General features: G+C 43.2%; 7 protein-coding genes. All 7 read left to right on the top strand.

Annotation, left to right across the window (positions count from 1 at the left end; translation table 11 throughout):
- The first annotated feature begins 736 nt into the window (after window positions 1-736).
- The 7 genes from HMPREF0645_RS07910 to HMPREF0645_RS07880 all read left to right on the top strand — a co-directional run bounded on the left by HMPREF0645_RS07910 (window position 737) and on the right by HMPREF0645_RS07880 (window position 18,952).
- Window positions 737-1,594 carry a glycine zipper domain-containing protein gene (locus tag HMPREF0645_RS07910; RefSeq protein WP_007174428.1) on the top strand — a complete coding sequence of 286 codons (858 nt, stop codon included), beginning with the start codon at window positions 737-739 and terminating at the stop codon, window positions 1,592-1,594.
- A 333-nt stretch (window positions 1,595-1,927) separates the two neighbouring features.
- A complete protein-coding gene (locus HMPREF0645_RS07905; protein ID WP_007174427.1) occupies window positions 1,928-5,113 on the top strand; it encodes a SusC/RagA family TonB-linked outer membrane protein in 3,186 nt (1,061 codons plus the stop codon).
- Between the two features lie 42 nt (window positions 5,114-5,155).
- The gene (locus HMPREF0645_RS07900) at window positions 5,156-7,330 is read left to right on the top strand and encodes a RagB/SusD family nutrient uptake outer membrane protein (protein WP_044123472.1); all 2,175 of its coding nucleotides are present in this window, start codon (window positions 5,156-5,158) and stop codon (window positions 7,328-7,330) included.
- A 25-nt stretch (window positions 7,331-7,355) separates the two neighbouring features.
- The gene (locus HMPREF0645_RS07895; protein ID WP_007174425.1) at window positions 7,356-10,220 is read left to right on the top strand and encodes a SusC/RagA family TonB-linked outer membrane protein; all 2,865 of its coding nucleotides are present in this window, start codon (window positions 7,356-7,358) and stop codon (window positions 10,218-10,220) included.
- Window positions 10,221-10,241: 21 nt separating this feature from the next.
- Entirely contained in the window at window positions 10,242-12,011 is a 1,770-nt protein-coding gene (locus HMPREF0645_RS07890; RefSeq protein ID WP_007174424.1) for a RagB/SusD family nutrient uptake outer membrane protein, read from the top strand.
- A gap of 74 nt (window positions 12,012-12,085) precedes the next feature.
- Window positions 12,086-14,110, top strand: a complete 2,025-nt coding sequence (locus HMPREF0645_RS07885; RefSeq protein WP_007174423.1) for a hypothetical protein — start codon at window positions 12,086-12,088, stop codon at window positions 14,108-14,110.
- A 270-nt stretch (window positions 14,111-14,380) separates the two neighbouring features.
- Complete coding sequence (locus tag HMPREF0645_RS07880; protein ID WP_007174422.1) at window positions 14,381-18,952, top strand: rhamnogalacturonan lyase family protein; 4,572 nt, start codon at window positions 14,381-14,383, stop codon at window positions 18,950-18,952.
- Window positions 18,953-19,075 lie beyond the last annotated feature (123 nt).

Genomic DNA, 19,075 nt, shown 5'->3' with positions numbered 1-19,075 from the left:
GCCGCAATTCATTCTAATTGTGGTATAGCGACTTACTTTTTGTGTTGTGGTGTGTCTATTTCTGACCCCTCTTAGTTTCAAAAATTTTGCAAAGTTGAATGGGGTCGCAGCAGAGACGATGTAAAAATATTTTATCTAACTCAGACCTTTCTCATTGTGACCAATTAGAAAGAAATGCGCCATGTTTTAAAACTCGTTTTCTGCCCGTGTGGGCTGAAAATAATCATCGTGTTATGATTGCTGTCTATTTGCAGTGCGATTAGAACCTAACGGGAGTGCGTCGAAGCCTTATCCAGCTGCCGGTTCGGGCTCCACCGCATGGCCATTCGATATTCAATCGCAAGGCATAAAACAAGGGAGTCTGGCGCCACTTTACGGAATGGGCTGACTACCAACAAACTAAAAGTCTATGTGAATTTCCTGAATTTCAGGCAATAACCAAATGTTTTTAAAATACGTGAAATATGGAGAGGAGTTTGTAAAAAAGAATGCTCAAGTTTAGTTGGCTGATTTCGAGTCGAGTAAAAGTTGAGAGATTATAACTTAACCATTTTTTAGAGACAACTATACGACGGACGGTGATGAGCAAACTGGACATTCTTCAGTTGCTTAGTTCGGAGAAAGCTGATCTGATGTATAAGTCGAATTAGGGAAATCCCTACGTTAAAGAGGGGAAATATCAAGGGGATATCATTTATTTCCCATATCTTTGTACGTAGTTCCAAAAATACGGTTTATGAAGAAAGGTTTGTTCATGCTCGTGCTGGCATCTGTAATTTTCAATGGATGTGGAAGTTACGCGGGCAGTGGTGCGTATGGTGGCAGCTCCTTGGGTGCCATTCTGGGGTCTGCGATAGGAGGAATAGCAGATGGTCCTCGCGGTTCTGACATTGGGACGATTGTTGGCATGGCCGGCGGCGCGGTTGTAGGTGGCGCCATAGGAAATGCTCAGGACAAACAGCGACGGCGCGATATCGAGGAATATCAGCACGACAAGGCAGAGCGGAGTGCTGCGCGTGCCAGGCGCAACCGGATGAAGCAAGAGCAAGGTGCGTCTCAGGCCAACACAGATCAGTCCTACGACAGCGGCTTCGACGAAACAAACAGCGGCGATGATCGCCTTTACGATTTCAACTCAACCGACTACACTGGAGATTACAGTGCCCGACAGCCAGAAGCGACTCTTCCCATGCAGTCAAGTGTAGAAAGTCTGGCTGAGGGGTTGACATACACACCGGCTATAGAGATACGCAACGCACGATTTATAGATGATAATCAAAACGGTAAAATAGAACGTGGAGAGTTGTGCAAAATTATTTTTGAAGTGATGAACAGGAGCAGCCAACCTCTCTATGATGTTCAGCCCATCGTTGTTGAGGCTACCAAAAACAAGCACATCCTGATTTCACCGAACATGCACGTCGAAAGCATCATGCCCGGCAGGGGCATCCGTTATACCGCACTTGTGAAGGCAGACAACCGCCTGAAAAACGGAATGGCAAAATTTTGTGTGAGTGTTATTCAGGGTTCGCAAGCGATTTCAAAGGTAATTGAATTTAATATTCCTACCCACAAAAAGAAACAGCGCAACTAAACAGCACCTTATATACATAGCTGCGGGAAGGCTCTTCATGGATAGCCTTCCCGCAGCTTTTGGTTATTATTCAATTGATATAGACAGTTATCCGGAACACAGGCCGATCCAAACTAATTTACTTGATAGTTTAAATGAATCAAAAAAACATGCTTTAAAATCAAAATTTCAGGTATTCTCTTGACAATTATTAATAATTTTGCACCGTAATTAAACCGAAAATTAAAGCTTAGACAAATCCAATTTGAAGTTTTGCTCATTCGTACTTCCTCCTACCGATATGGGAGGAGGAAATTGCAGAGCTATCTGTTTGATAATATAAACCTAAAACAAATGAATAAAAACAAGCTGTTTTCAAGAACTTCCATCTGTGTGGTGTTCTGTTCTGCTTTGACATTCAGTCCGTTTGGCGTAAGACCACTATATGCTGACACACAAGTTGTGCAGCGGAAACAGTCTGTTCACGGCACGGTTGTGGATGACATGGGCGAGCCTATTATCGGAGCAAGTGTTCTTATCGTTGGAGCAAAAGCCACTCAGGGAACGGTCACAGACTTGGACGGAAACTTTACGCTGAATGTTCGCCCCGGTACTAAAATCAAAATTACTTATCTGGGCATGGTAGATGTGGAAACTTCTGCCAAGGAGGGCATGAAGATACAAATGAAATCTGCTGGAGCCGTGGAACTTGGTGGAGTAGAGGTTGTGGCTTACGGTGTGCAAAAGAAGGTCACCGTTACCGGCGCTCTTTCATCCGTCAAGGGTGAGGATTTGGTTCGCACACCGGTTTCTTCGGTCAACAACGTGTTGGCAGGGCAGCTCTCTGGCGTGACCACGGTGCAGTATTCCGGTGAGCCTGGTTCAGATGCGGCAACCGTGTTTGTGCGTGGTAAGGCTACGTGGGGAGATTCTTCCCCACTCATTCAGGTGGATGGTGTTGAACGTTCAATGACAGACATTGACCCTAATGAAATAGAAAGCATCACGGTGTTAAAGGATGCGTCGGCCACAGCCGTATTTGGTGTTCGTGGTGCCAATGGTGTCGTGCTGATTACAACCAAACGAGGCAAAGAGGGTAAGGCAAAGATCTCTTTTTCGACCAATTGGTCAGCATTAACGCCCACAAAAATGGTAGAGCAAGCAACCTCTTATGACTATGGTGTTTTTTATAATCGGATGCGTGCCAATGATGGACAAGCTCCGATGTTTAGTGAGGAAGTGTTGCAAAAATTTAAGGATGGTTCTGACCCTATACGGTTTCCCAACACCCAATGGACCAACTATATCATGAAGGATGTAACCTTGCAGACCCAGCACAATATGAACATTTCGGGAGGTACTGATCGTGTCAGATACTTCATCTCTGCTGGTATGTACACACAAGGTGGACTGTTCAAGGAATTTGAAATGCCATATGATTATGGTTACCAATATCAACGCTTCAACTATCGCGCTAACCTTGATCTCAAGGCAACGAAAACCACGACATTGTCTTTCAATGTGGCAGGTAACGTGAACAATGCTGATAAACCATACACCGGCCAAGGGTCTTCAGGAATGATCAAGAACATCTATTACGCTACTCCGTTCTCAAGTCCGGGTATTGTAGACGGTAAAATGGTGTATACGACGACCGATTACACCGATGGACTTCAGCTTCCGTTTACAGGAGGCACGGGCATGGCCTATTATGGTAATGGGTTTATGCAAACGAATAACAATAAGCTTCAGATGGATCTTGTGCTCGAGCAGAAACTGGACATGCTGACCAAAGGTCTTGTTTTCAAGGCTAAGGGCTCTTATAATTCCGCATACGGTATCTATAAGGAAGGCAAATCTTCGGTTGCAGCCTATTATCCTATGATACAGCCAGATGGCTCGATTCTTTTTCGTAAGGATGGCGAGACTACCGTGCCAACCTACGGCTCTCGCCAAAGCAAAGGAAGGGATTGGTATTTTGAGGGTAGTTTTAACTACAACAGGGTGTTTGGCTCCCATACCGTATCTGGTCTTTTGCTGTATAACCAGAGCAAACAGTATTATTACTCCTCTGCTTACTCTGACACTCCCAGAAGTTATGTGGGAGTTGTTGGGCGAGCTACCTATGACTATAAGAACAGATATATGGCCGAATTCAACATCGGCTATAATGGCTCTGAGAACTTTGCTCCCGGCAAGCGCTTTGGTGTATTCCCTGCTGGTTCAGTAGGCTGGGTGATGAGCGATGAGAACTTCTTCCACCCCGTTAAGAAGCTTGTAAGCTTTTTGAAACTCCGTGCTTCCTGGGGGTTGGTCGGCAATGACAAGACAACGACTGGTCGTCGTTTCATGTATCTTTCTGATCCTTATTACATAGGCTCCGACGCATTGGCAAGCAATGCGTATGTCAGTGGGGACAACTATCATGGTTATGCATTTGGTATCTGGGCACCACAAATTAACCCGACTGCTACGAAAGGTGCCTATGAGCAATCAAAGAATAATCCCGATGTGGGTTGGGAGAAAGCTTTTAAGCAGGATTATGGTGTTGATATTAATTTCTTTAATGACCGTCTACGTACAACCTTTGATTATTATTTCGAGCACCGTACAGATATTCTGCTTATTGACGGAACCGTTCCAAGTCTGATTGGATTCACTGTTCCCTATGCAAACTTAGGTGAAGTGAATAGCCATGGATGGGAAATTTCGTTGAACTGGAATGATAAGATAGGAAACGATTTCCGTTATTGGGCTAAGGTAAATTTATCACACAACTGGAATGAAGTGTTAGAGATGAAGGAAGCCCCTAAAAACAACACCTATCAATATGCCAAGGGGCATCGTATTGGCGCTCGTTCGCAATATCAATTCTGGAAGTTCTATGAAGGTGAGCAGACCAAGGCTGAATATGAACAGAATTTCGGTATGCCATGGCCAGAACAAATGACCAGCGACCTTCAACCTGGAGACTGTGTCTTGGTGGATCTTGATGGAAATGGGAAAATTGATGAGAACGATATGTCGAGAGACTATGGCTATACAGATGATCCACATTATGTAGGCGGACTTACCTTGGGTTTCGAATGGAAGCGCCTCGCATTTAACGCACAATTTACAGGTGCATGGAATGTAAGTCGAATGTTGAGTGATGTTTTCCGGCGTCCGTTCTTCCGCTCGGCTGACAACATCTATGGAGGCTTGTTGCAATATCACGTGGATAACACGTGGTCTCCGGAAAATCATAACGCCGACTATCCCCGGGCTTCGTGGGCAAGCGAGAGCAATAACTATGCGGAGAGCACTCTTTATGAGAAGGATGCCAAATACTTGCGACTGAAAACACTCTCACTGGGCTATGACTTCAATAATCGTGCACTCAAAACCATTGGTATCACAAAATGCGAAGTGATGCTCAGTGGTTATAACCTCCTGACATTTACGCCATATAAGTGGGGAGATCCGGAGACACGTGCCTCCAATGCACCGTCATATCCATTGCAGCGTACCTATACCATAGGTTTGAACTTATCATTCTAAGCAAGCAGATTTGTCATAATGAACATAAAATTCTATAGAAACATGATTTTGAAGAATATATATAAAGCTACTATATCGCTCTTGTTGACAGGTTTTGCTTTTACAGCATGTACAGACAATATCTCGTTTGGCGATGCCGCATTGGATAAGCCCTCGGGAGCGGAAGCCACCAAAGACACGGTATTCAGCAATGCCGAATACACACGCCAGTTTTTGGTAGGTATCTATTCTATGCAGTATTATGGTTTACCTTATGTTAATAGTTCGAGGCTGGCACACTCTTCCAACCCTTACGCTGGTAAGTTTGATGCATTGACTGATTGTTGGCACATGGGCTGGAACGGAGCTGCAGTTTACGGACAGTATTATACCGGTAAGCTCACAGCTAATGTGACGCGTACTTCTGATGCACTTGACGGCCCCCTGTTCTCATTTGATAAAGAGCGGGTGTGGGAAGCTGTACGCGCGGCTAACATTTTTATAGAAAATGTCGACCAAGTTCCCGGTATGGACAATGTTGAAAAGGCTCGTCTTAAGGCTGAGGCTCGGTGTCTGAAAGTTGCTCGTATGTGGGACTGCTTCCAGCATTATGGTGGCATTCCAATCTTGGATCATGCTTTGGAGGTGAGTGAAACCACTGGGAAGTTTTCTCGTAATACGGTTGAGGAATGTGTTGATTATATGGTAGATCAGCTTGATTCAGCTATTGTTGACAAAAATTTTCCTTGGGTAGTGACCGATCCTCAAACGGAAACCGGACGTTGGACGCGTGCAGGTGCACGTGCCCTGAAAGCTAAGATCCTACAAATGGCAGCATCCCCAATTTTCAATCCCAAGGATGGTCAACCTTATTATCAAGGAGCTTCTGATGAAGTAAAACCTTATATAATGTATGTAGATGCCTCTAAGTATCAGGAACGTTGGGATCGTTTCTACAAGGCATGCCAGGAATTTTTCGACGATTTGAATGCCAATGGTTATTACGCCATATCACAGGCAGAAGGCAAAAAGCCTACACCGGAGCAATACCGTTTGGCTTATCGTAAAGGATATTATTTGCAGGATTCCAAAGAGATATTACATTCTGTCCGTGTAGGTAGCTATGACAATTTTATATCCGGTCGCTATTGCTGGCACAGTTGGTATTCTTTTTCTGTTCCGCGTAATCTTTATTGGCCAACAGAGGAATATGTAGAAATGTTTCCTTGGTCTAATGGTGACCCATTTGATTGGGACAAGGCCTATGGCTATGTTTACAATGATGACGGCACACTGAGGATGACGAGTTTGGGTACACCGAATGCAAGTGCCCGTGGACTAAACAGTATGTTCCTGCGTGGAAGGGAAACGTCGCTATCACAGCAACTCATCAATGTAACACTAACACGAGACCCCCGACTTTATGAGGAGGTGATTTGCAATGGAGTGAAGAAAAATCTCGATTGGACTACAGGATCCATGTCGGGAGATATCTGGGAACTCTGGGCTGGTGGTACGGATGCGCTGGCTGGAATTAAGACACAAACAGGTATGTTTGGTACAGGTTATGGCTTTAACAAGTATTATTTGGGTAACGGAACGAATAATTCCGGTGACAACATTCGCTATCAAACTCAGTGGGTTTATCTATCTCTCAATGAGATGCATCTGATGTATGCTGAAGCGTTGCTGATGAAGAGTAATCCAGATATAGAAAAAGCTTGCGAGAATGTTGATGTTGTCCGGTCTCGTGTGGGACTTGGTTCTCTGCGTCAACGTGTATTTAAAAATAAACCGTATACCAATACAGTTTATACAGAACCCGTTAATGCGGGCAGACTTTACGAGTCGAACGCATTGTTGGAGGAGATTCTTCGTGAGCGAGCATGCGAGCTCGGATTGCAGAATATCAGATGGTTTGACATGATACGATATCGCCGCACGGACTGGATGACCAAACAGCTCCATGCACTTGAGATGCACCGTCTGAAGCAAAATTCTACAGGAGAATGGGTGGAGAGCGACACACAGTGGTCGAATGGTGATAAACTTACCGATAAATCATCGCGTCAGCCGCACTATTTTACTTACAAGAAGGTAAAGATCGTTGCTAATGGTCGAGACCTTTGGGGAAGAGATCCAGAGAGTAACGATGTACGGCGCTGGTTACTGTCCCCATTCCCACAGGCAGAAATCAACAAGGGCTATGGCCTCGTACAGAATCCAGGATGGGAGTAATTCTAATAGTCAAAGTATTTGAAATATGAAAAGTAAAAATATTATCATGCTAACACTCATTGCAGGCACGTGCCTGCCTGCAATGGCGCAGTACGATATCATAGACTCTGTGGCTTACAAGGCGCAGAAAATTAATGTGGGAGCTAACCGGACGTTCTCCAGAGAGCAGTCTTCGGCGGCGGTGTCGATTATTACGAACAACGACGTAAACCACCGAGGAGCCAGCAATATAGGCAATAATATTATAGGACAGGGTAACGGATTGATTGCCTTGCAGGGAGCTGGGTTATACAATGTAGCTAATCCCACCTTTTACGTAAGAGGTTTACAGTCGCTTTCCACCAGCACTCCTTTAGTATTGGTTGATGGGGTAGAACGTTCTATCAGTAACGTTATAGCAGAAGATGTAGAGTGTGTGAGTGTCCTGAAAGATGCGGCTGCTACAGCTCTCTATGGATATAAGGGCATCAATGGTGCCATTATGGTTACTACGAAGCACGGCAAGTATAATAGTCACGCTATCAGATTTACTTACGACCATGACTTTAACTATCTCGCTCATAAGCCAAAGTTCGTTGATGCCTATACTTATGGTATGGCAATGAATGAAGCTCAGCGAAACATTGGAGCATCTTCCGTGACCTATAGCGACGCTGTGCTCCAAGCATATAAAAACGGAGACAATCCCTTGTATTTTCCTAATGTGAATTGGGTGGACGAAACGTTCCGTAATATTAGTCATACCAACAAGTTCAACCTTGAGTTTACCGGAGGTAGTAAAAATTTTAGGTATTTCACCAATGTAAATTTATTGACTAACAAGGGCTTTGTCAAGAATTTTGACCAGAATGATGGATATTCTACGCAAGACAAATACACGCGGGCAACTTTACGTAGCAATATGGATATAGATCTGACCGTAAAAACCAAGTTACATACTCACCTGTTTGGTCTTCTTGACGAACAACTGCAACCAGGTAGTCAGGCCGACTTGTGGAATATGGTTTATACAGTTCCTGCCAATGCGTTTCCGGTGAGAATATCACAGGGCGTGTGGGGTGGAAATGGTACATATTCTACCAAAAACCCTGTGGCTCAGAGTGCAGGTGCTGCCTACTACAAGAATCATGAACGTGCTCTCTATGCTGATATGGTACTTGAACAGGATTTGTCGGCCATTACAGACGGATTGGCCTTGCAGGCACAAATAGGATATGATACATGGAGTGAGGTTTATGAAGATCATTCCCGCACTTACCTGTATGGTAGCTATACAGTGCCTGGGTATACGGGTGGCATTGTGGACCCATCGTCCGCTATATTGACGACCGATGGTGCCGACTCTAACATGGGGTCAGCAGCTAATAATAAATCGTGGACGAGACGCTTTATATTCAATTCCTCTCTGAACTATGATAAAACCTTTGGCAAACATGCACTTTATAGCCAGTTGAAATGGGACTATGAGTATAGCGATTTAACAGGAGTAAACACTACGGTATATCGTCAGAACTTTTCTTCGTGGACCCATTACGGATACGACGACCGTTATATGGCCGACTTGACCCTTATGGTTTCGGGAAGTTCTCGTCTCGCACCAAGTACAAAGTGGGCATTCTCCCCAACGCTGGCTGCTTCCTGGAACATCCATAAGGAGAATTTCATGGTAAATGCTGATTGGGTGAATTTCCTGAAGTTGAGGACTTCGTTTGGAATTTTGCAAACTGACATTCTCCCCGGAGACAATATTTGGACATACTATGACCAATTCTATACAATGGCCGGAGTTACTTATCCGTTCTACTCCTACGGTTCCAGTTTTGGCAATACCTACATAGCGCAGGCAAAGACAGTCAATCCTGGTCGGGAGAAGGCTTCTAAGTTCAATGTGGGCATGGACGCAACACTTTTTGGTGGTCTGAATCTGTCTTTTGACTATTATTTCCAACATCGCTACGACAGTTGGGTGTCTACGGCCGGGAATTATACTTCTGTTTTTGGTCTGACTACTCCATACGAGAATCTCGGCGTTGTAGATAGTCATGGTTTTGAGGTTGCAGTAGACTATAGCAAAGTGGCTGGTAACTGGACTTTTAATATTGGTGCAACCATGAATCTCAACAAGAACACGATCAAGGAACAGGCTGAGGAACCACGCTTATATTCCAATCTCGTGCGTACAGGCTTACCCCTAAATCAACTTTTTGGTTACAAGGCTGTAGGCTTCTTCCAGAAATCAGATGATTTGGATAATGATGGCGTAATCTCTACAGCAGAACTTCTACAACTTGGATATCCTGATCATACATTCACTACAGTATATCCCGGAGATGTTCGTTATGAGGACGTCAATGGCGATAAGAAAATTGATGCCAACGATGTAACAGCAATTGGCCATAGCACAACTTGTCCTGAGCTTTATTATACTTTTCACGTTGGTGCTGAATGGAAAGGTTTAGGTTTCACTGCTCAGTTCCAAGGGGTAGGACGCTATTCTGGAGTGATGAATACCAATGGTATGTATCGCTCTGCCGTTGCAACAAACACGCTTTCGCAATATCTGTACGACAACAGTTGGTCGGCAGAACGAAATAACACGGAAAGTGCAATTTTCCCACGTTTAAGTGCTACGGCCAATGCCAATAACGATTTAACAAGTACGCTAAACCTTTTTGACCGTAGCTTCTTCAAGCTTCGTAGTGTCGAAGTATTCTACAATTTGCCGGAGTTGCTGTTTACAAATATGGGATTCATTCATCGAGCTAAAATATATCTCCGTGGTGTAGACCTGTTCACTACAGATCATCTCAAAGAAGGCATGGCCGAATCTTATGGAGCTGTAATGCCATTGACACGTAGCATACAGGTGGGAGCATCACTTACATTTTAAGCATTCTTAATACGACAGGATATGAAAATCAGACAATCAATATTTGGCGCAGCCATGGTCTCCCTTTCGTTGCTCTCTTGTGGCGACAAGATGGACTATCACGAATACACGGCTTTTGACCATTCATACATTGACCGAAACTTTGAATATGTAGGTGGATTTATGACCACTATCTACAATGATTTGGATGCTGACTTTGGCAATTTCAGTGGAGCAATGCTTTCTTCGGCCACGGACGAGTCAGAGTTCAGTACTTCTGGCAATGCCATTGAAGACTTTTACAACGGGGCGTGGAGCCCTGCAAATCCTCGCCCAACGATATGGAAAAATGCGTGGGAAGGCATTACCTATTGCAATGAATTCCTTGATAACTGGACGGGACTCGATTTTCCGGAATTTGCCATGAACAAGGATTATGAAAAAAAACTCTATCAATATAATAACTATAAGTACGAGTGTCGATGGGCACGTGCCTATTTTTATTTTACCTTGGTAAGACAATATGGTGCTGTACCCTTGAAGACACACAATCTTACCGGTGCAGAAGAGGCCGCTTTACCTCGTGTTTCATCAGATTCTATTTTTGCATTTATCGATGCAGAGTGTGAAGATATCCAAGACAGTATCATCAAGGACTACACCGATCTCGGTGATATGGCACTTGCTTCTCCGGAGACAGGTCGAGCCAATAAATATGCCGTGATGGCTCTTCGCGCCCAGGCAGCACTTTATCATGCCAGTCCTTTGTTCAATCCAACAAATGATGTCAAGCGTTGGTATAAGGCAGCCAAAGCTTGTCAGGCATTAATTGACAGTTGTCAAGCTGCTGGCAAGACATTGGCCAAGACTTATAGTAATTTGTGGGCAACTGATTTCTATTCAAATTCGGAAGCGTATGGAGAAATCTTGTTTGCACGTCGAGTGGGAGCTTCACGTACTTTCGAATCCTATAATTTCCCTGTAGGATATAGTAGTGGTCAAGGTGGCAACTGTCCAACCCAAGACCTTGTAGATGCCTATTGTATGACCAATGGAAAATCTATCAATGAACAGGGGAGTGGATATGATGCACAAAATCCTTACGCTAATCGTGATCCCCGTTTCAATATGACGATTGCTCACAACGGTGAAGTTTGGCCTAATGACTTAGTTAACACCACACATACCACACTTGAGACTTATGTAGGAGGATTTCATGGTCGTCCAACAACATCTTATGCTACACCAACAGGTTATTATCTTAAAAAATATTGCAATCCATCACAAATCCTGCGGACAGGTTACCAGACTACAAGTGCTCATGGGTGGCTTACTTTTCGGCTGGGAGCCGCTTACTTGGATTATGCAGAGGCTTTGTTTCAGTATTTCAAGGCTCAAGGAAAGGAAAACGCTGCTGATGAAACAAATGAAGAGTTTAAGCACTCTGCTCGTGAAATGGCCAGCAAGACTCGGCAACGTGCAGGAATACCTTCATTCAACATAGGGATCAGCAACGATGAGTTTTGGGAAAGCTATAAAAATGAACGTCGCGTGGAGTTGGCTTTCGAGGGTCATCGCTTCTATGATGTACGGCGTTGGAAAGAAGACGGTGAAAAGTTCATGAATATTCATCGTATGGAGATAATTCCAGTCTATGCAGAAGATGGAACAACTATATCATCATACACCTACACCACTGTATCCTATACACGTGGTAATGGTAAATGGCTTGATAAATGGAACCTGTTTCCAATTCCACAGACTGAAATCATGAAGTCGGGTGAAGTTCTTTCCCAAAATCCTGGTTGGTAACAAATATTTTTCAATCCGGCAGGCATCCATTGGTTGTCAGTCGGAATATAACTTAAACTTTTAAATCATACATTATGAACAAGTCTACTTTATTGACAGCGGCTTTAGCACTTTGCACATTAGTTGCAAATGCGGACGATAAGGTTATCTATCAGGATAACTTTACAGATGAGGCTACATCTTTGGCAAGCTGGACCAATAGTCGAGGTGACATTGCAACGAATGCAACGTCTGTAGTGAACACGAACGATGGAAACTACATTCAGTTTGGTAATGGAACTGCATCGTTTAACGGCACAAGGTTTTCTACTCTGTGGGGCAATGGGCCTTGGGATGGGGTGACACTACCGGAAGATGGCTATACCTTGAGCTTTTCTTTCAACTTTGCACAGTTTGGAAACAATTCCTCTAAAGATAGCCAACGCAACAATGAATTTGCTATAATAAATTCTACTGCAGCTCAGTCTGCAAAAGAAAGTTTCCCAGCATATTATGGTGATGCACAAACCGTATTTCCTAACTATTTGTTTAAATTGACCCAATGCAAGGGAAGTGGCGGCGTAGCAACGAGTCCTACAGGTACTTGCTACTTCCAGTTGAATAATAATACGGATTCTGTAAATATTGCAGCAGGCACATGGTATAACGTAACGTTGAGTGTTGTCGGACAGCAAGTATCCTACAATATTTCAAGTATTGATGGTACTCCGCTGACCAGTGGAGCTTACACTCTTCCTACCGATGCTGATAACCTTGCTGGTGGTATTATAATGTATCAGGCACGTTATCTTGGTATTACACAATTTATGAATATCAAGATGTATTACGCTACCGATGAAGATGTAGCTAACACTCCGACTGTTCTTTTAAAGCAGGTGCAAGGCAATGATCGAATTTTCAAGGCGACATTCCATGAAGATGAGGTGCTACACTATGTTCTTCCTGGTGGTGAAGAACAAACGTTAGAGTATTATGATGCTGAAGACGAAATAACTGGAGAACCTGGTACTGCAACATTAAGAATCACCCAGTCTGGTACAATGAAGGTTTGGACAACTAAGAATGATGCTGTATCAAAGGTTGTAGAGAAAAATGTGACGACTGGAGTTATCAAGCTGGTGGAACCTGTTGTATCAATTGCTTCTGTTTCTGAAGGATTTTCAAAAACATATAAAATATCTATTGACAATTCACAGGTGTTACTTAATCCCAACATTGCGTTGACATACGTAATTAACTATGAAGACGGTACTTCTGAAAACGGAGAAATAGAAAATGGTGGTAATTTGGAGGTTACTAAAAAGGGCTCACTTCAGGTTACGGCCAATACTATCCCAGTTAATGGAGTCGAATACTATGACCGCAGTTCCATTACCATAGAAAATGATGTAGAATATGAGATAGCTGAGGATGTACAGTATATTAATTGGACAGCAGAACAACTTGACGCTAAGCCGGATTACTTTGTAGCTGGAACTTTAGAAGATAAGAATACTTCTCATTGGATTGGACACTGGATGAACGAGCTAACCAGCGAGGGTGAGCCGCATAAGAATAAAGTGAAGACCATCGTTACTGATCCGGCCACCCCACTGCCTATATATACATTGAAACAGGACGAAACAACATACTCCAACGCTGTACTTCCGTTGATACCTAATGTTAATCGTGCAAATGTAGCAATTTTGCTTGAAGAGGGTTTGTTTGTAAATGGAACAAAATATAATAATCTGGAACTTTCTTTTGATCCGAAATATGTAACCGATGATGCTGCCAAGCCTAATTTCGTGGAGATTACAAAGACAGGTTCTTACGATCGTTATGACAAGCAGTCCACTTGTCATTCTGTAGATATCGTGAAAACCGATGCCACCGGCTATACTTTATATCGCTTTGACACAGCCATAAACCGCGTGCGTATTTTTGCATACAAGGGTTTTAATCCCGGTACTACAGGAATCAATGGTGTTATAGACAATAATTCATCTATTAATGACGCTAATGCCCCTGTTTACTCCATCAGTGGTGTGCGTGTTAACAAGACTAACCTGCCTGCTGGTATATATATCCAGAACGGTAAGAAGTTCATTGTTAAATAAATCTTTGATTAATAATAAATTACTTATGAGAGAGCGTCAAAACAAAATAGAAGTATAAAACTGTAGTTTGTAAATCGTTATCTCTCAAAAAACTGAAAGAGCCATGTCTTTACTTATTATCATAGTTAGATGTGGCTCTTTTAAGTATAATACTTGTTATTAATAGTTATATTACAAAGTTTGGGTTATACATAAGCTTGTCCTGATTTGTTTTATTGCTATATTTGCAAATATAAAATTCTTAATACTGTAACTAAAAGTCTTCCAACGATGTTCAAAAAAATATTTTTGACAGGCTTGCTGTCTGTCGTAGTGATCCTCGGGTTGCAAGCACAACGTTTTATGGATACTTTAGATCGAGGTTTGATAGCTGTTTCGCAACCTTCGGGAGGAGTATACGTCAGTTGGCGTATTTATGGTACGGAATATTATGATGTCGGCTATAACATTTACCGCGATGGAGTAAAGCTTAATGTTGTTCCGTTAGAGATATCCAATTATATAGATGCCGATGGAAATTCAGCAAGCAAATATTCAGTATCTGCTGTTGTCAATGGCGTGGAGCAACCCAGAAGTGCTGCCGTTTCTGTTTGGGATAAAGACTATTTGGTTATTCCTAAAGCCACGCGGACTTCGAACGATGGCACAACAGATATAACTGAACATTTTGAACCTAACGATGCTACTTTTGGCGATGTAGATGGTGATGGTCAGATGGAAGTATTCATTAAGCAGTGGAATACAGTGGACCATAATGCTGGATTTCCAGCCAGTAGCGTCGATTTTGATCGCATAGAAGTATATAAGCTTGACGGAACCTTGCTGTGGTGGATTGACTGTGGGCCAAATCTCACAGATTTTCAACATAATGAAACTAATATCGCAGTTTACGACTGGGATATGGACGGAAAGGCGGAGGCCGTGATGCGTGCTGCTGATGGTACAATTATTCACATGGCGGATGGAACTACATACGAGATTGGCAATAAGAGCAAGAATTATCGCTCTGATGTTGTATCCGGACAGACTGAAAAGTTTATTCATTCTGGAAGCGAATTCTTGGTTTATATGAATGGCCGGACAGGAAAACCATACTATTGTGGAGAATATCCGCTGAAAAGACTGGAGCAAGGAGAAACCGATTTAAAAAAAGCGTGGGGTGATGGTTATGGACATCGCTCTACTAAACATTTCTTTGGTGCTCCATATTTGGATGGAAAGAAACCAAGTCTCTTTCTGGCTCGCGGAATCTATACACGTCATAAGATGATAGCATACGATATCGATCCGACAACTCATGCATTGACTGTTAGATGGAGATGGAACTGCAATGACGTTTCTTCTCCGTGGTATGGAAATGGATACCATAATTATTCGATAGCAGATGTAGACTGGGACGGTCGAGACGAGATTTGTTTTGGCAGTATGGTTATTGACGATAATGGGCAGGGACTCAGCACAACAGGACTTGGTCATGGAGATGCACAACACGTGGGTGACTTCAATCCTTATGTTCATGGTCAGGAAATATATGCATGTAATGAGGATTCACCATCAAATAATTATCGGGACGCTACGACCAGTAAAATTTACTATCGTTTGGCCGGAGGATCAGACGACGGCCGAGCCATGTGTGGTAATTTTACTGACGAGATTCCTGGGGCTATAGGTTTTAGCGGCCATGATTCGCCTATTAGCTGTGTAACCAATGGCCATGTAGATGGGATTTCTAACGATGGGATATCGCTTAATTTTCGCACTTATTGGGATGGAGATCTGTGTGAAGAAAGTTTTAATGGTGTGGCAGTTCGAAACAGCAACGGTGCGATCTACAAATATAGACAGGGAGCTATCAGAACGTTTGCTGATACCTATACTAATAATGACACGAAAGCAACGCCATGTTTCCAGGGAGATATCTTTGGTGACTGGCGAGAGGAAATTGCCATGCGCGATATTGATAATAATTTACGTATATATACGACTACTATTCCGACAAAGTGGCGTATATACACATTGCTTCACGACCACCAATATCGCAATGCCATGGTTTGGCAGATGAATGGTTACAACCAACCTCCACACATAAGTTATTATTTAGGAGAGATGGAAGGTATAACCATTGCCCCACCGCCAGTAACCAAGATGGGAAAGCAACTCGTTTCTCCCGGCGGAACCGTAAGCCTTGCTCACAATGGGAAACAAGTATTACTTGACGAGACTAATAACGCAACTTACCAAGTGGAAAGCGGGGCTTCACCTTCTGTGCTTTTCGACAACGCACCGACATGGGTGAAAGGTCACAACGATAATGATAACATTGAATATATTACCTATGCTCACACGTTGACAGGTGGAGGTTTTGCCGGAGCGATGCGATTGGTAAAGCAGGGCGACGGAATTCTTACACTACCCAATGCAATACACACCCACACTGGTGCAACTGATATCTGGGCTGGCACGTTGAACTTTGATGGCACAATGACTAAGAGTCGAGTATGGCTCAATCGTTTTTCGATACTTAATAGCGACGGCGGCAGGTTTCTTAACAGCATAGAGGCTGATTATGGAGCATCTATTAGACCAGGAGCGCAAAGAAGAATAGGAACATTGGAAACTGATTCTCTCTTATTGAACTTTGGATCAATCGTAGATTTTGATATTGATGGAGAGGGTCACAGCGACTACATTGTAGCTAAAGTCATCAAATTGGAAAGCAAAGATTGGACAGTTGGACCTGAACATCTTGCTCCCCGTTTTCATTTCACACGTTTAAGTACAACTGTAAAGCCAGGTGTTTATGTGTTGGCTAAGGTAGAAAATATACAAGGAAACCTTGATGCAGTTAATTTAACGGGCCTGCAGGGCATTAAGTCTAAGTTGATTTTTGAAAACAACGAGTTGAAACTTGTCGTTGATGATATGCGCGAGCCGAGTTCTGTGGTTTGGGCTCCATCAAGCGACAATCTCTGGGAACTTGACAAGCAGAAAAACTTCAAGGACAATAATACCGGTGATGCCACATCTTTTGTGAGTGGTGATCAAATCATTTTCACGGATAATGCATCCAACACATCAGTGGTCATCGGTGAGCCTATCTATCCGAGATCTATATTATTTAATAACAATGACAAGGAGTATCTGCTGACAGGTGATAGCATCGGAGGCAAGGTTGATATTGAACAAAATGGTATGGGCACCGTTCGTGTAGACAATATAAACAGTTTTGTTGGAACTTTGAATCTCAATGCAGGTGCACTTGTGGTAAGTAAACTTGGATTTGAGCATGGCGAGACCATTGGTGCCTTTGGTTCATACACAAATCAAATCAATTTTAATGGTGGTTCTTTAGTGCCAGCAAACTCTCTCACTACAAGTCATCCCATGAAAATGGAGACAAAAGGGGGTTCTATCCGTACAGATGATGGAGTAACACTGACCATGGCAGGCTCGCTCTCGGGTATGGGCTCGCTTGTTAAAGCTGGGTCAGGTATATTGGTGTTACCTTCTTCGGTTTCTATACCAAACCTTTATGTGAATGATGGTGTGGTACGTGCACAAGAAAGTAATAATAGGCACATATATCCATCTCAGATAGTCCTCAATGGTGGTTCAATCCAAGACCCAGATAATATCTATAGTTATTCCAGTAATTTTGCTAATGTAGTGGTGCCAGAAGGAGGAGAGGGATCTTGGTATATGGATCAGCGATGTGTCTATAATGGCAAACTTTCAGGCAAAGGTACACTTTCTGCCTATGCAACAGGACCGCGTATGGAGATAAAAGGTGACTGGAGTGCGTTCTCTGGTACGCTTAATGCTTATTTCAACAAGACTGGAACGTATAATCCTGAGTTTACTTTTAACAATTCAGGACTTCGCAATGGCAACTTGAATGTCAATAGTGGAGTGACGGTGAGTAATAGTGGCAGGACATTCTATCTGGGTGGACTTACTGGAAACGGCATGCTAACAGGTAGAGGACAATATGTTATTGGCTTCCGGAACGAAGATGTCACCTATGCTGGGACTTTCAGGGACTGTCGTTTTTCGAAGGTTGGCTCTGGCTTGTGGACAATGAGTCGAAATGCCAGTTCCAGTTTTAACGGAGCTATCAGTATCAAAGGTGGAACACTGAATCTGAACGATAAACAGGCAGTTCAACAGTTCTTTGGCACACAGAATGTAATCGTGGCTGACAGTGGACGTTTGTCAGGGTTGGGCTATGTTTATCGCGTGTACGCTCAGACTGGTGGAACAGTGGCTCCGGGAAATGCAACATTGTCTAATCCTTATGGGATGTTAAAGGCTGACTATGCTTATATACAGAATGGTAGTACACTCGAGTTTCATGTCAACACGGCTAAAGGACTAAATTCAGCTCGATCATATCTAATAGTCAATAGGATATTGGAAGTCAATGGAACAGTTAAAGTAACGCTTCGCGATGGATTTAAGCCTGTGGCAGGTGATAGTGTCGTAGTGTGGACATGCGAGACATTCCGTGGTACACCGACTTTCGATCTGCCTGACCTGTCATCTTTTACCTCTTCTGAATCCCCCTACGGTCTGAGGTGGGATACAAGTTCTATGGATAAGCAGGGTGTGTTGCATATCATTGCGCGTGATAAGGATGATGAGACAGCTGTCTCTGCGATAGATGCCGAAACAGTCGTTTCTGTCATGATATATACTATTGATGGACGAGTTGCAGGCAAGTCGAGTGGCCGTAAGGCAACTTTGGGTAATATGATAGGACGTCTTTCTCTAAGCCGAGGCATCTATATTCTGGATATGCGTGCAGGTAGTAAACGGGAAATTAGACGTGTGACTATCAGATAATTTAATCGGGTAGGAGGTAAATGCCTTTTACGAGTAACATTTACCTCCTACCCAATTAGAGCTTTTCATAAACCATTCATAAATTGACAGCAATTAACTGCAACTGCGGGTTATCCGGAACAC

It is taken from the genome of Hallella bergensis DSM 17361 (assembly GCF_000160535.1).
GTDB classification, from domain to species: domain Bacteria; phylum Bacteroidota; class Bacteroidia; order Bacteroidales; family Bacteroidaceae; genus Prevotella; species Prevotella bergensis.
The sequence above is the reverse complement of the archived record's forward strand: the minus strand, read 5'-3'. Positions and strand labels throughout refer to the sequence as shown.